Source organism: Sinomonas humi, assembly GCF_000802235.1.
Taxonomy (GTDB): domain Bacteria; phylum Actinomycetota; class Actinomycetes; order Actinomycetales; family Micrococcaceae; genus Sinomonas; species Sinomonas humi.
Window position 1 is genome coordinate 128,216 of sequence record NZ_JTDL01000140.1, and the last position, 14,269, is coordinate 142,484.

The 14,269-nt window shown below is 67.3% G+C and carries 12 protein-coding genes; 2 read left to right on the forward strand and 10 right to left on the reverse strand.

Features of this window, described 5'->3' with window-relative positions; translation table 11 throughout:
* Positions 1 to 6 precede the first annotated feature (6 nt).
* From LK10_RS15450 to LK10_RS15460, 3 genes are read right to left on the reverse strand one after another with little or no spacing between them, the layout of a single operon-like run.
* The gene (locus LK10_RS15450) at positions 7 to 1,122 is read right to left on the reverse strand and encodes an Mrp/NBP35 family ATP-binding protein (RefSeq protein WP_043125439.1); all 1,116 of its coding nucleotides are present in this window, start codon (positions 1,120 to 1,122) and stop codon (positions 7 to 9) included.
* Positions 1,119 to 1,736 (reverse strand): DUF1003 domain-containing protein, encoded by a 618-nt coding sequence (locus LK10_RS15455; RefSeq protein WP_081998593.1) that lies wholly within the window; start codon positions 1,734 to 1,736, stop codon positions 1,119 to 1,121. Before LK10_RS15455 ends, LK10_RS15450 begins: the two co-directional genes overlap by 4 nt.
* Positions 1,729 to 3,012, reverse strand: coding sequence for a magnesium transporter MgtE N-terminal domain-containing protein (locus tag LK10_RS15460; protein WP_043125441.1), 1,284 nt, complete (start codon positions 3,010 to 3,012; stop codon positions 1,729 to 1,731). Before LK10_RS15460 ends, LK10_RS15455 begins: the two co-directional genes overlap by 8 nt.
* 86 nt (positions 3,013 to 3,098) lie before the next feature.
* Between LK10_RS15460 and LK10_RS15465 the strand changes: the two genes are divergently transcribed.
* Positions 3,099 to 4,067, forward strand: a complete 969-nt coding sequence (locus LK10_RS15465; protein ID WP_081998594.1) for a general stress protein — start codon at positions 3,099 to 3,101, stop codon at positions 4,065 to 4,067.
* Positions 4,068 to 4,202: 135 nt separating this feature from the next.
* Here LK10_RS15465 and LK10_RS15470 read toward each other — a convergent pair whose 3' ends face one another.
* The 5 genes from LK10_RS15470 to LK10_RS15490 all read right to left on the reverse strand — a co-directional run bounded on the left by LK10_RS15470 (position 4,203) and on the right by LK10_RS15490 (position 10,519).
* A complete protein-coding gene (locus tag LK10_RS15470; protein WP_043125442.1) occupies positions 4,203 to 5,462 on the reverse strand; it encodes a sugar ABC transporter permease in 1,260 nt (419 codons plus the stop codon).
* Positions 5,459 to 6,271, reverse strand: a complete 813-nt coding sequence (locus LK10_RS15475; RefSeq protein WP_043125615.1) for an ATP-binding cassette domain-containing protein — start codon at positions 6,269 to 6,271, stop codon at positions 5,459 to 5,461. The genes LK10_RS15470 and LK10_RS15475 overlap by 4 nt, the downstream gene beginning before the upstream one ends.
* Before the next feature lie 177 nt (positions 6,272 to 6,448).
* A complete protein-coding gene (locus tag LK10_RS15480; protein WP_043125445.1) occupies positions 6,449 to 7,558 on the reverse strand; it encodes an ABC transporter substrate-binding protein in 1,110 nt (369 codons plus the stop codon).
* A 108-nt stretch (positions 7,559 to 7,666) separates the two neighbouring features.
* The gene (locus LK10_RS15485) at positions 7,667 to 8,866 is read right to left on the reverse strand and encodes an ROK family transcriptional regulator (protein ID WP_043125447.1); all 1,200 of its coding nucleotides are present in this window, start codon (positions 8,864 to 8,866) and stop codon (positions 7,667 to 7,669) included.
* Between the two features lie 51 nt (positions 8,867 to 8,917).
* A complete protein-coding gene (locus tag LK10_RS15490; protein ID WP_052207432.1) occupies positions 8,918 to 10,519 on the reverse strand; it encodes an aminopeptidase P family protein in 1,602 nt (533 codons plus the stop codon).
* 79 nt (positions 10,520 to 10,598) lie between these two features.
* Between LK10_RS15490 and LK10_RS15495 the strand changes: the two genes are divergently transcribed.
* Positions 10,599 to 11,447: a PHP domain-containing protein gene (locus LK10_RS15495; RefSeq protein WP_043125449.1), complete on the forward strand. Its 849-nt coding sequence runs from the start codon at positions 10,599 to 10,601 to the stop codon at positions 11,445 to 11,447.
* Positions 11,448 to 11,468: 21 nt separating this feature from the next.
* On the opposite strand, the gene LK10_RS15500 is transcribed toward LK10_RS15495, so the two are convergent.
* Positions 11,469 to 12,341: a DNA-methyltransferase gene (locus LK10_RS15500; RefSeq protein ID WP_043125619.1), complete on the reverse strand. Its 873-nt coding sequence runs from the start codon at positions 12,339 to 12,341 to the stop codon at positions 11,469 to 11,471.
* Positions 12,342 to 12,369: 28 nt separating this feature from the next.
* Positions 12,370 to 14,178, reverse strand: a complete 1,809-nt coding sequence (locus LK10_RS15505; RefSeq protein ID WP_043125452.1) for a DEAD/DEAH box helicase — start codon at positions 14,176 to 14,178, stop codon at positions 12,370 to 12,372.
* Between the last annotated feature and the right edge of the window lie 91 nt (positions 14,179 to 14,269).

The following is a 14,269-nucleotide window of genomic DNA, read 5'->3' on the forward strand; positions in this document are numbered from 1 at the left end:
GTGCGCCTAGCGCGGCGTCATTCCGAGGCTCCGGCCAGCAAGCCCTCGCGGCGCGGCGGCAAGTTGATCGGCAATGGCCCGGAGTGCCACTGCCGAGGGCGAATCAGGGTCGCTCAGAACTATGGGTTCGCCAGCGTCCCCGCCCTCGCGAAGGGCGACGTCGAGTGGAACCTGGCCGAGGAGCGGCACCGAGGTCTCGAGCGCTGCGGAGAGCCTCTCGGCCACGCGCCGGCCCCCGCCGCTCCCGAAGACTTCGAGCACCGTCCCGTCCGGGAGGGCCATCCCCGACATGTTCTCGACGACTCCCGCCACCCGCTGACCGGTCTGCGCCGAGACCGACCCCGCACGCTCGGCGACGTCGGCGGCCGCCGCCTGCGGGGTCGTGACGACGAGGAGATTCGCGTTGGGCAGTAGCTGTGAGACCGAGATGGCGACGTCGCCGGTGCCCGGTGGGAGATCCAGGAAGAGGACGTCGAGGTCTCCGAAGTAGACGTCAGCGAGGAACTGTTCGAGTGCGCGGTGAAGCATGGGGCCGCGCCAGGCGACGGGTTGGTTGCCTGTCACAAACATGCCGATCGAGATGGCCTTCACGTCATGGGCCACCGGCGGGAGGATCATGTCGTCGACCTGAGTGGGCCCTTGGGTGATGCTGAGCAGGGCGGGAACCGAGAAGCCGTGCACGTCCGCGTCCACGATCCCGACACGGAGCCCACGGGCCGCGAGTTCGCACGCGAGGTTCACGGTCACCGAAGACTTGCCCACTCCGCCCTTGCCGCTCGCCACGGCGAAGACTTTCGTCAGCGACTCGGGGCGGCTGAAGGGAATGCCGCGCGAAGGCCTCAGGCGCTCCTTGAGCGCCTGCCGCTGCTCCGGCGTCATGACCTCGAGCTGGACGTCGATCTGCGCGACACCCGGAATCTCGTGAAGCGCGGCCCGGACATCGGCCTCGATCGTGCTCCGCAGGGGGCAGCCCGCAATCGTGAGCAGAACGCGTACGGTTACCCGGCCGCCGTCGACCGCTACCCCTGCGAGCATCCCAAGCTCATCGATAGGACGGCGCAGCTCAGGGTCGACAACGGTCGAGAGCGCAGCGCGGACCGCTGCCTCGTCAGGTGAGCTCACTGGTGGTCGGTCCTTTCGGGCGGTACGCTGTGGGGCGTCTCCGCGGTGTTGAGATTCGCGCGATCCTTCTTCTCTTTGCGCTGCTTGTGGGCCGACGCGGCGGCGGCCGCGTCCCGGTCTGCGAGCTCCTCGAGGATTGACCGCAGTTCAGCCCGCAGCTCGGCCCGGACGAAGTCGCGCGTTGCCACCTCCCGCATCGCGAGTCGCAGCGATGCGAGCTCACGGGTGAGGTATTCGGTGTCCGCGAGGCTGCGCTCGTTCCGGGAGCGGTCCTGCTCAATCTGGACGCGGTCGCGGTCGTCCTGCCGATTCTGCGCGAGCAGGATCAGGGGGGCCGCGTACGAGGCCTGGAGCGAGAGGATGAGCGTGAGGAGCGTGAAGTTGAGCGACTTGGGGTCGAACTGCCACGGCTCGGGCGCGAGCGTGTTCCAGCACAGCCACACGACGCAGAAGAGCGACATGTACACGAGGAACTGGGGTGTTCCCATGTAGCGCGCGAAGCGCTCGGCGAAGCGGCCGAACGCATCGGGGTTGGGGGCGAAGGCCGGGAGGAACCGGGCCCGCGTCTCGAGCGGGGTGTCTAGACCGGGAACCAGCTTGCGGGGATCAGCCAAAGCGTCCTCCGAACTTCCTCAGCGGCGGAGCATCGTCGTCGTGCGTGCGCCAGTCATCCGGCAGGAGGTGGTCGAGGAGGTCGTCGACGGTGACCGCGCCGACGAGTCGGCCGTCCTCGTTGACCACGGCGAGCGAGTTCAGGTTGTACTGCGCCATCGAGTAGGCCACGTCGTTGACCGGCGCGAGGTCGGAAACGGGTTCGAGTCCCTTGTCGACGATCGAGCCGAGCTGCTCGGGAGGGGCGCTCCGAAGCAGCTGCTGGATGTGGACGGTGCCGAGGTAACGGCCCGTGGGTGTCTCGAGGGGCGGGCGGCAGATGAAGACCGCCGAGGCGAGCGCAGGGCTCAGCTCCTCGCGCCTTACGTGCGCAAGGGCGTCGGCGACCGTGGCCTCGGGAGGCAGCACGACCGGGACCGGCGTCATGATCGAGCCTGCTGTGCCCTCGTCGTACTGCAGGAGGCGGCGGACGTCGTCGGCCTCTTCGGGTTCCATGAGCTGGAGGAGCTCCTCGGCCTTGTCCGCGGGGAGGTCGGCGAGGAGGTCGGCGGCGTCGTCGGGGTCCATCTCTTCGAGGACGTCGGCCGCACGCTCGTTGTCGAGTGAGGAGAGAATCTCCACCTGGTCGTCCTCCGGGAGCTCTTGGAGGACGTCGGCCAGACGTTCGTCCTGCAGCTCCGAGACGACTTCGAACCGCCGCTGGTCGCTCATCTCCTGGATGGCGTCAGCGAAGTCCGCCGGGCGGAGGTCCTCGTGGCTTGCGAGGAAGTGGGTCGCCGCGCGCGTCCCGCCCCGGGTGTCCAGCCGGGCGTCCTCCCAGTCCACGAGCACCGTCTCGCCGCGCCGCAGCCCGCGCAAGCCGCGGCCGGGCGCCTCCCTCCGCACGAACAGCTTGCTCACGAGCCAATCACCGTTGCGTTGCTGGTCCATGGCCACATCCTCGACCGTGCCCTGGGCACCATCGTCCACGAGGGTCACGCGGTGGTCGAAGAGGTCTCCGAGTACGAGCATCTCGGCGCCGCGCTGCTCGAACCGGCGGAGATTGACGAGGCCGGTCGTGATGACCTGGAACTGGTCCATCGACGTCACCCGCGTCATGGGGACGAAGACGCGCCGCTTGCCGGGAACCTCGACGACTACGCCCACGGCCTGCGGTTCGCGCTTCCCACGGGCGATCACGACGACGTCCCGCAGCCGCCCCACCCGGTCGCCGAGAGGGTCGAATACGTCGAGGCCGAGGAGCCGCGCGACGAACACGCGGGTGGGAATGGGACTCACGCCCCTAGGCTACTCCAGAGGCAAGTCGCTGCTCACTCTGAGCGGAAACACAGGCCGAGAGCGGCTTCTCGGGTAAGAATAAAGGCATGTCGAACATCTTCGGGTCGTCTGGCCACATCGATCAGACGCGGTCCCTGCCGCAGGGTGACGTGATCGGATCGTACACCTCCTATCTCGATGCCCAGAAGGCGGTCGACTACCTGGCGGATCAGCAGTTCCCCGTCGAGGTCGTCGCCATCGTGGGCAACGACCTCAAGCTCGTGGAACGCGTCACGGGCCGCCTGAGCTACCCGCGAGTCGCGCTGAACAGCGCCCTGAGCGGCATGTGGTTCGGCCTCTTCGTCGGGGTGCTGCTCTCGTTCTTCTCCTCGGGCGCGGGCTACTTCTCGATCATCACCTCGGTGCTCATGGGTGCCGCGTTCTTCATGCTGTTCGGCATCGTGACGTATGCGATGCAGCGTGGCAAACGAGATTTCACGTCAACGAGCCAGGTCGTCCCGACGAGCTACGACGTCGTCGTGGCCTTCGAGGCCGCCGCCGAAGCGAGGCGGCTCCTTCACCAGCTTCCGATGGGGCAGAGCCAGCAGGGGTGGGGCGGTCACCAACCGTGGCAGCAGCACGGTGAGCAGGGACCGCACTACGGCGGCCCGGGGCAGCATCAGGGCCATCAGGACTGGGGCCAGCAGCCGGGGCAGTGGCAGGATCCCAGCCAGCAGGGCCCAAGCCAGCAGGACCCGAGCCAGCAGGGCCCACAGCGGCCCTCGGGCTGGTCCGACCCGTACGGCGTCAACTCTCAGTCTCAGTCGGGGCAGGAGGGCCCGGCAGAGCAACAGGAACCGGTTGAGCCGCCTCGAACCGGCTCGGGCTACCGGGATCTGCCGGATGGCCGCCCACAGTACGGCGTGCGGATCGACCCGGACCGACCTCAGGGCCCGGAGCCCCAGGGATCCGAGCACGGGAGCTCCGAGCACGAGGGCCACGCACCGCGGCACGCTGAGTCCGATGGCGGCTCCACGGCCCCGGAGCACAAGGACGACGACGCGCCCGAGCGCTAGCTGCTGACGCGCACGTGTTTCCCGCACCACAGGGATGAGGAAGGGCGGTCTGCCAAGTGGCAGACCGCCCTTCCTCTTCAGTTTCCACATGCCTTTGGGGTGTGGCCTCCCTGGCTGGAGCGCCCGCTCCCGGTTCTACGCTTGGCCGTGGGACGCCCGCGACCGGCGCGAGAGGGAGTCAATGATGACTGCCAGCAACAGGACCGCGCCCGTGATCATGAACCGGATCGAAGCGTCGAGGTTCAGCAGGGTCAAGCCGCTCGAGATCGACTGGATGACCAGGATGCCGAGGAGGGCAGACCATGCGCTGCCGCGCCCGCCGAAGAGGCTCGTCCCGCCGATGACGGCGGCTGCGATGGCGTTGAGGTTGGTGTCGGTGCCGCCGCTCGAGGCACCGACGGATGCGAGTCGGGCTGCCGCGAGAAGGCCGCCGAGCGCGGCGAACGTCGAGCACAGGACGAAGACGCTGATGTAGATGCGGTTGACCTTGATGCCGGCGCGGCGTGCCGCTTCGACGGAACCGCCGACGGCAAAGACAGCGCGCCCCCAGCGCGTACGTGTGAGCAGGAAGTTCATCAACACCACGAGCAGCACGAAGAAGACGAACATGGCGCCCACCCCGCGGTCGGTTGCGAGGTACCAGACGCTCACTCCGAGTGCGATGAGGAGCAGAACGGACTTGACCAGCATGACGCTCATGGATCCGGACGAGAGCCCCGCGGCCCGACGTCGTCGTGATCTGCGCCAGTCGCTCCAGAACAGGCCGATTGCTGCGATTGCCGCAAGCGCGTAGGCGGCCCACGGCGGCAGGAACATCTGCTGGGCGAAGGTGACGAGCCACGTGCTGAACGGGATGTTGATCGAGCTGTTCGGCCCCAGAACCCACAGCTGCAGACCCAGGAAGCCGAGCAGGCCAGCCAGGGTGATGACGAAGCTCGGAACGCCGAAGCGGGTGAAGAGGAGACCGTAGACGATGCCGGCCACGGTTCCCGCGAGGACCGCGGCGACCACAGCGAGCACTGAGTTCCAGTGGAGCTGGGTGAGCGTGACGCCCAGGACGGCGGCGGAGAGGCCGCTCACCGAGCCGACCGACAAGTCGATCTCCCCGAGCAGCAGCACGAGGACTATGCCGATCGAGATTGTCCCGATTGCCGCGCACTGGAGGCTGAGGTTCACAAGGTTGTCGGCCGAGAGGAACGCGGGGTTCAGGATCTGGAACACGGCCCAGATCACGATCAGGCCGATCACGACCGGGAGCGAGCCCAAGTCTCCGCTGCGTACACGCCTGACGAAGCTCTCGACGGCTCCGGTCAGGCCCTCGCCGTGGAAGAGCCGTTCGTCCTGGAGATCGGCTGCTCGCTCCGCCGCGCTTCCGGCCGTGGCGGTGTTGCTCATGATGCGTTCCTCTCGGTGTTGCGTGCTTCCGCCCTGCGAGTGACGACGTTGTCGGTCGCTCCGGTGATCGCGGAGATGATCTCTTCGTAGCTGACGTCCGGGACCCGGAAGTTGCCGTTGTTCCTGCCGAGGCGGAGGACGACGACGCGGTCCGCCACGGCTTGCACGTCGGCCATGTTGTGGCTGATCAGGATGACCCCGAGTCCCCGTTCGCGGAGGCGCTCTATGAGATTGAGGACTTCGGCTGTCTGGGCGACTCCGAGTGCTGCCGTCGGCTCGTCGAGGATCACGATGCGGGGTTCGCCGATGAGGGAACGAGCGATCGCCACGGTCTGCCGTTGGCCGCCCGACAGCGACGCTACCGCGATGCGCACCGACGGGATGCGCGCCGAAAGCTGGCGGAGCAGGCTCCACGAGCGCTTCTCCATCTCCTCCTCGTCCAAGGTTCCCTTGGTGATTTCGCGGCCGAGGAAGAGGTTCGAGACGACGTCGAGGTTGTCGCAGAGGGCGAGGTCCTGGAAGACGGTAGCGATGCCGAGCTCCCGGGACGCCGCGGGGCTCCCTATGCTGACGGGCTGACCGTCGAAGCTCACGCTTCCCGTGTCATGCGAGTAGACGCCTGCGAGGATCTTGACGAGGGTCGACTTGCCAGCGCCGTTGTCGCCGACAATGGCGACTACTTCACCGGCGTGCACGTCGAGGTCGATTTCGGTGAGGGCCTGGACGGCGCCGAATCCCTTGGAGATGCCTCTGAGGGAGAGGACGGGTTGGCGCGTCGCCGGTTCGGGCTCGGCGACGGCGGGGTCCATCGTCACGGCGTTCTCCTTTGAGCTGGTGGTTCTGCAGGTGCCGCTGTCTTAGCGGAAGCTGCTGGTCTGAATTGGTGCTGATACCTGAAGAATTGGTGCTGATACCTGAAAGGGTGGGAGCGGACGGCACGGGACGGAGGGCCTGGAATGGCCCTCCGCCCCGTCGCCGGCTAACTCCTACTTGATGCCGTACTTCGCGCACGCAGCCGCGTACGTGCTCGTACAGATCTGAGCCGCGGAATTGGAGCCATAGAAGCCGTCCTTGACGACCGTCGACTCGATGTTCGTCGCGGTCACCGCGACGGGAGTCAGCAGGAACGACTGGATCGCGTTGCCGCCCGTGGTGTTGACGGTGGTATCGCCATTGGGCTTCTTCCCGTTGACGAGGTCGATGGCAAGCTGGGCAGCCCGCTCGGCTTCGGGCTTGATGGCCTTGTAGACCGTCATGTACTGGTCGCCGGAAAGGATCCGCTGGATGCCTGCGAGCTCAGCATCCTGGCCGGTGACGGGTGGCATCGGGGACACGTTGGCCGCCTTGAGCGCTGCGATCGCGCCGCCGCCGGTGCCATCGTTTGCCGCGTAGACACCCTTGATCTTGCTGCCGAACTGAGTGACCTGGCCGGCCACCCAGTTCTGGGCCTGCGCCGGATCCCAACCCGGTGTGTCGTACTCGGCGAGGACCTTGTAGCCGCTCGAGTCGATCGCGGAGTGGGCGCCCTTCTTGAACATTGCAGCGTTGGGGTCGGTCGGCGAGCCATCGACCATAAGAATTCCGCTGCCGGCAGGGACATTGTCCTGCTTGAGCTTGTCGACGAGCGCCTTGCCCTGAAGTTCGCCGACCTTCTCATTGTCGAACGAGACGTAGTAGTTCACGTCGGGGCTGTTGATCAGGCGGTCGTAGGAGACCACCGGGACGTTCTTCGCCTTCGCCTCATTCACGATCGACGCCGCCGCTTGGCCATCGAACGGATCGAGGACGAGCACCTTCGCACCCTGGGTCAGGAGTGACTCCGCCTGCTGCTGCTGAGTGCTCGCGCTGCCGTTCGCGTTCGAATAGAGGACTTGGCACCCGGCGCACAGAGACTTGATCTCTGACTCGAAGAAGGGCTTGTCAGCCGCCTCGTAGCGGGCTGTCACCGAGTCCGGCAGGAGCAGGCCGATCTTCGCACTGCTGGCATTCGCGGTCGAGGAGCCGCTGCTGGCTCCGTTCGAACATCCAGCCATGGAAACGGCCGTGAGCAGGACCGCAGCCGAGGCGACGACCGCTCGCATGGTGGCGATCTTCATTGAAAAAACCTCCCATTCGCAACCGCCTCCCTTGGCGGCTCCGTTGAGTTTCGCAGGAGGAAACCTTGGCGTCAAGAGTTGAACTCAAGGAGCTCGTTCGAGTCCTGATCATGCCCTTTCGACAGTTCCGGGTGCCGCCACGTCAGTGTCGATGGCAATGCAGTCGACCGCATAGGCAATCGCTCCTAGCGTCGCCGCCCGGAGCCCGAGCTGCGCCTGCACGATGTCCGGCACGAGGTCCTCGCCCACGATGATCGAGCTCTCGACGGCGTGCCGCAAGGGGCCGAGCAGAAGTTCGCCGGCGCGGGAGAGCTCGCCTCCGACGACGATCCTCTCGGGGTCGAGGAGGTTGCAGAGGTTTGCCGCTGCGAGGCCGATGTGCCTGCCCGCATCGGCGATGGCACGGATGCAGCGTGCGTCCCCTGACATCGCCTGGACGACCACGTCGCCGAGGTTCAGGCTCCCCAGATGGTCCCTCAGCACTTCGATGATGGCCGGGCCGGAGGCAACAGTTTCGAGGCACCCCCTGTTGCCGCAACGGCAGAGGGCACCGTTCTGGCGAACGGTGAAGTGGCCGAACTCCCCGGCCACTCCATGCGCACCGCGGAACAGCTGCCCGTTCAGCAGGAGGCCCGCCCCGATGCCGTCCCCGATCTCGAGCGTGACGGCATTCCGCTTGCCGCGCGCAGCGCCGTGCCGCGCTTCCGCGAGAGCAGCGAGATTCGCGGCGTTGTCCACGTAGACGGGCCGCTGGAGGCGTCTTGCGAGCGAGTCCGCGATCTCGACGCCGTCCCATCCGCGCATGATGCCTCCCCGCGCGATGGTGCCGGTCCTGCGGTCGTAGGGCGCGGGGAGTGCGAGGCCGACGGCGAGCACTTCCTCGCGCGAGGCCTCCACCGATTCGAGCATGTCGGTCAGGAGCAGGGAAACCCGATCGAGCTCGTTGTCGGCCCGATGGTCCCTCGCGAGCGGCATGTGGTTCTCGGTCACAACCGTATTTGCGACATCGGCGAGTGCGATCCGCATGTGGCGCGCCGAGAAGTGCACTCCCACGACGAGTCCGAGGGTGTGGGCGAGCGTCACGCGCTGGGCGCGGCGGCCGCTGCGGATGCTCTGCGTCGTGTGGAGCACCCCGGATGTGGAGAGTTCCTTGACGATGTTCGAGACGGTGGCCGGAGACAGGCCGGTGGCACCGGCCAGTTCGACCTGCGTCAGGCCCCCGTACTTCTTGATGACATCGATGATTCGCGCTCGGTTGGCTTCACGAAGTGAAGTCTGAGAGCCCGGGGTCCGGCGCTGGATTGCCACGAGGAGCAGGATACATGGCCCCGCCCCGGGGGAGGGGATACGGGGGTGGGATCAGAGCAGGCGGGCCATCCAGGCTTCAACATCGTCGACCTCGCGGGGGAGCGCCGAGGTGAGACTCACGGGTCCGTCAGAAGTCATGAGGATGTCGTCTTCGATCCGGACGCCGATCCCGCGATACTCCTCAGGTACGGCGAGGTCCTCTTCCTTGAAGTACAGGCCCGGTTCGATCGTGAAGACCATGCCAGGAGCGAGTTCGCCGTCGAGGTAGAGTTCCGCGCGGGCCTGTGCGCAGTCGTGGACGTCGAGGCCGAGGTGGTGGCTCGTGCCGTGCGGCATCCATCGGCGGTGTTGCTGGCCCTCCGGCGAGAGGGCTTCAGCGGCGGTCACCGGCAGGATCCCCCACCCTTCGAGACGGGCCGCGAGGACTTCCATCGCCGCAGCATGGATCTCGCGGAAGCGAACCCCAGGGCGGGCTGCGGCAAACGCCGCGTCAGCGGCATCGAGCACCGCCTGGTAGACGCGGCGCTGCGTCTCGCTGAACTTGCCGTTCACGGGAACGGTGCGAGTGATGTCAGCCGTATACAGCGACTCGGCCTCGACGCCCGCGTCGACGAGGAGCAGGTCGCCTTCCTTCACTGGGCCATTGTTGGTGATCCAGTGAAGGATCGTCGCGTGATTGCCTGCGGCGGCGATGGTGTCGTAACCGAGGTCGTTGCCCTCTTCTCGGGCTTTGGCGAAGAACGCCGTCTCAATGACCCGCTCCCCGCGATGGTGGGCCACGGCCCTCGGGAGGGCACGGATGATCTCCTCGAATCCGGCAGCCGTCGCGGCTACAGCCGCCTTGAGCTGCTCGACCTCCCACTCGTCCTTCTCGAGCCGAAGCTCGGACAGGGCCTCCTTGAGCTGATCGTCAAGCGCATCGAATTCGCTCAGGTCGAGGGCGTCGGGGTCCTGAGCCGTGTTGTAGCGAGCGGTGTCGATGAGTGCGTCAAGGTTCTCGTCGACCTTGCGAACGAGGCGGATGGACAGGCCCCCGACCTCCGGTGCGCCGACGCCCTTCGTGAGAGCCACCTCGAGTTCGTCGAGGTGGGCAGTAGCGAGGCCGAGACGCGCTTTGAGCTCGGCCAGGGTGGGCCGCGGGCCCACCCAGAATTCGCCGGTGTGCGCGTTTGCGTAGAACTGCTCGGTGTCGCGGCCTGCGAGCGGACGGAAGTAGAGCGTCGCAAGGTGGTGACCGCCGTCGTCGCCCGTTCCCTCTTCGACAGGCTCGAGGACGAGCACGGCATCGGGCTCGTGGTCGGTGCCAAGTCCCGTGAGGTGGGCGAATGCCGAATGGGGGCGGAACCGGTAGTCGGTATCGTTCGATCGCACCTTGGGCGGTCCGGCGGGGATCACGAGACGTTCGCCCGGGAAACGGTCGGAGATCGCACGACGACGGTGCGCGGCAAACGCTGCGACCTCGGCGAGGGGCGGGAGCTCCTGGTCGGAAGGGGCCCACTGTGAGGCCATGAAGCTCTTGAAGGCGTCCGAGGAGGGCCTTTGCGAGCGGTTGTTCACGCGTTCCTCGAGGGGTTGGACCGTCTGCTGCTCGGACTGGGCGCCGGGTTGAGGGCTGTAGCCACCGCCGGCCGCGGATTCGGAAGCAATCACCATGCCATTCTTCCACCGGCCTCCGCCAAGTCCAGCCCTTCGCTCGGCGGGGCGATGCGGCCGGGAAGGCTATCGTGGTCGCGTGAGGATCGATTTGCATGCCCACTCGAGCGTCTCGGATGGGACAGACACTCCTACGGGGCTCGTTGCGGCCGCGCGTGCTGCGGGATTGGATGCCGTCGCGATCACGGACCACGATTCGACGAGTGGATGGGCCGAGGCCACCGAGGCTGCCCTGAGCTTGGGGATCACGCTCGTGCCGGGCATGGAAGTCTCCTGCCGAACGCCTGAGGGGATCAGCGTCCACGTTCTGAGCTACCTTCATGATCCGCGCCATGAGGGACTCCTTGAGGAGATCACGAAGGCCAAGGACGCCAGGCTCAGCCGCGCGGAGCATATGGTTTCGCTGCTTGCCGAGGACTACCCGCTCTCGTGGGACGACGTCACGCACCACGTCGCGCCAGGCGCAACGGTCGGCCGACCCCACATTGCCGACGCGCTCGTTGCTGCGGGGATCGTCGAGGATCGCTCCGAGGCCTTCGCGACCATCCTCTCGTCGCGCTCGAGGTATTTCGTACAGCATTACGCTCCCGAGCCGGCGCTCGCCGTCGAACTCGTCCGCTCCGCGGGCGGGGTCCCGGTCTTCGCGCACCCCGTAGCGGAGGCGCGAGGGCGCATTGTCGGCGAGGCGACGTACCACGACATGATCGATGCCGGCCTCGCGGGGCTTGAGGTCTACCACCGGGACAACCCCGAGGCCCGGCGACCCTTTCTGTTCGAGCTTGCCGAGCGGAACGGGCTGTTTGTGACCGGATCCTCGGACTACCACGGGCTCGGCAAGGTCAACCGGCTCGGAGAGAACACGACGTCGGCCGAAGTGCTCGCGGAGATCGAACGGCAGGCGCGGGGCGCCGTCGTCGTTCGGGTGTGAGCGCGCGGCAGGCCGCGGGGCTCAGGCCGGACGCGCCTCCGCCCGCACAATCTCGGCTGACGGGAGCCGCGCGGCCATGATGTCGACGGCTTGAGGGTTCGAGTCGACGCACACGAAACGCCGGCCGAGCTCGTGGGCCGCCGCGCCGAGCGTGCCTGAGCCGGCGAAGAAGTCGAGCACCCAGTCGCCGGGGCGGGAACTCGCGGCCACCATGCGGCGTACGAGACCGAGTGGCTTCTGGGTCGGGTACCCGGTCTTCTCGCGTCCCGTGGGGGAGACGATGGTGTGCCACCAGACGTCGGTCGGAAGCTTGCCGAGTTCACGCTTCTCGGGTGTTACGAGCCCGGGCGCCATGTACGGCTCGCGGTCCACTTCCGCGCTGTCGAAGTGGTACATCGCGGGATCCTTCACGTACACGAGGATCGTGTCGTGCTTCGTCGGCCAACGCCGCCGGGCGCGGGCGCCGAAGTCATAGGCCCACACGATCTCGTTGAGGAAGCACTCGCGCCCGAAGACAGCGTCGAGCATGACCTTCGCGTAGTGCACCTCGCGGTAGTCCAGGTGCAGGTAGAGCGTGCCTTCGGGGGAGAGGAGCCGCCAGGCCTCGAGAAGGCGCGGTTCGAGGAAGGTCCAGTAGTCCCCGAACGCATCGTCGTACCGGTGGAGGGCGCCCTTGATCGTCTCGTAGCGCTGGCCCCCGAAGCCGACTCGGTCCCCCTCCGAGCTGCGAACCGTCGTGAGCGACTGACGGCGCTGTGCCCGGCCGGTGTTGAACGGCGGGTCGATGTAGACCATCGTGAACCCGCCGTCGGGCAGGGACGGGAGGTACTCCGCGTTGTCTGCCTCGACGACGAGGTCGGGGCCGTCCGGGCGCCACCCGCCGCCCGGACTCAAGGGGCTCACCGACACGCTGTCCCGAGCCCTACTCGGCCTGCGAGCGGCTGACGACCTCGCCTTCGACGCGGCGGGTCCGCGAACGACGACGCCGTGCGGCCCGCATGCCGCGATCGACGCCTTCCTCGGTGTCTCCTTGCAGGAACACGGCGGCGGCCGTGGCGGCGGGATTCTGTTCGGTCTCGCCAGCCTTCGCGCCCCGGCCCTTCCCCTGAGTGGGGACACCTTCGGCGGACGCAGTCTCCTCGCTGTTCACCGTGCGGCGTCGGCGCGGACGGCCCTCACCTCGCGACTGGCGGTCAGAGCGCCCGCGGCCGTGGCCGCGCTTGCCCTCGCCGTCGCTGCGCTCAGCGTTCGCCTCGCGATCGCCTTCGTTGCGCGCTGCGGGCTCGCGCCGTTCGCGCTTCTCGCCATGCTCGCGCTCACGGCCCTTGCCGCTGCGGCGGCGTGACTTCTTGGCAGGACCACCGAGGTCCTCGAGCTCCTCGCCTTCGACTCCCTCAAGAACACGCTTGTGCCGGGGCAGGCGCCCCTTCGTGCCCTCCGGAATGTCGAGGTCGGTGAAGAGGTGGGGAGACGACGAGTACGTCTCGACCGGCTCGGCGACGTCGAGCCCCAGAGCCTTGTTGATGAGCGACCAGCGAGGGACATCCTCCCAGTCGACGAACGTCACTGCGGTGCCCTTGTGGCCGGCACGGCCGGTGCGGCCGACGCGGTGCAAGTAGGCCTTCTCGTCCTCAGGGCACTGGAAGTTGATGACGTGGGTGACGTCTTCGACGTCGATGCCGCGAGCGGCTACGTCTGTCGCAACCAGGACGTCGACCTTGTTGTTGCGGAATGCGCGGAGGGCCTGTTCGCGCGCGCCCTGCCCGAGGTCGCCGTGCAGGGCCGCGGCAGCGAAGCCCCGGTCCACAAGTTCCTCTGCGAGCTTCGCAGCAGTCCGCTTCGTCTTGGTGAAGATGATGGTCCGGCCGCGGCCCTCGGCCTGGAGGATGCGGGCCACGACCTCGTCCTTGTCGAGTTGGTGGGCGCGGTAGATGACCTGCCGGATGTCCTTCTTCGTGATGGAGTCGTCGTCCGGGTCAGCTGCTCGGATGTGGGTCGGCCGGGACATGTAGCGACGGGCCATCGCGACGACGGGGCCGGGCATGGTCGCCGAGAAGAGGAGCGTCTGGCGGACCGCTGGCACGGCGCCGAGCAGCGTCTCCACGTCGGGCAGGAAGCCGAGGTCGAGCATTTCGTCGGCCTCGTCCAGCACGACGACGCGCACGTTCTTGAGGCTGAGGTGCCGTTGGCGATGCAGATCGATGAGGCGACCCGGCGTGCCCACGACGACGTCGACGCCGCGCTGAAGCGACTCGATCTGCGGCTCGTAGGCGCGCCCGCCGTAGATGACCTCGATGCGCAGATTGGTGCGCTTCGCGGCGGTCCTCAGATCCTGCGAAACCTGCACGGCCAGCTCGCGTGTCGGGACGACGATGAGGGCCTGCGGTGCGCCGGGAACGGGCAGCTTCGCGTAGTCGGGGCTGTCCGGGGAGACGGTGCGCTGAAGGCTCGGGATGCCGAACCCGAGCGTCTTGCCGGTGCCGGTCTTCGCCTGGCCGATGATGTCGTGCCCGCTGAGGGCGACGCCGAGCGTCATCGACTGGATCGGGAACGGGTGAAGGATTCCGGCGTCGGCGAGCGACTGGGCGATCTCCGGGAGGACGCCGTAGTCGCTGAAGGTCTTCTGAGCTTCCTGCCGGACGGGGGCGTCGTTGGTGATGGTCTCCTCGGTTTCGAGCACCTCGGCGCCCGAATCGTCCAAGAGGACTTCGTGTGTGTGGACTTCGTTCAAGGGGTGATGTCCCTCTCCATCTGGGCCTGGTCGAGCCGCTCGACGGACGAACCGGGGACGAGGGGCAGAGAGCCTCGCCTCGCCCGGAGGC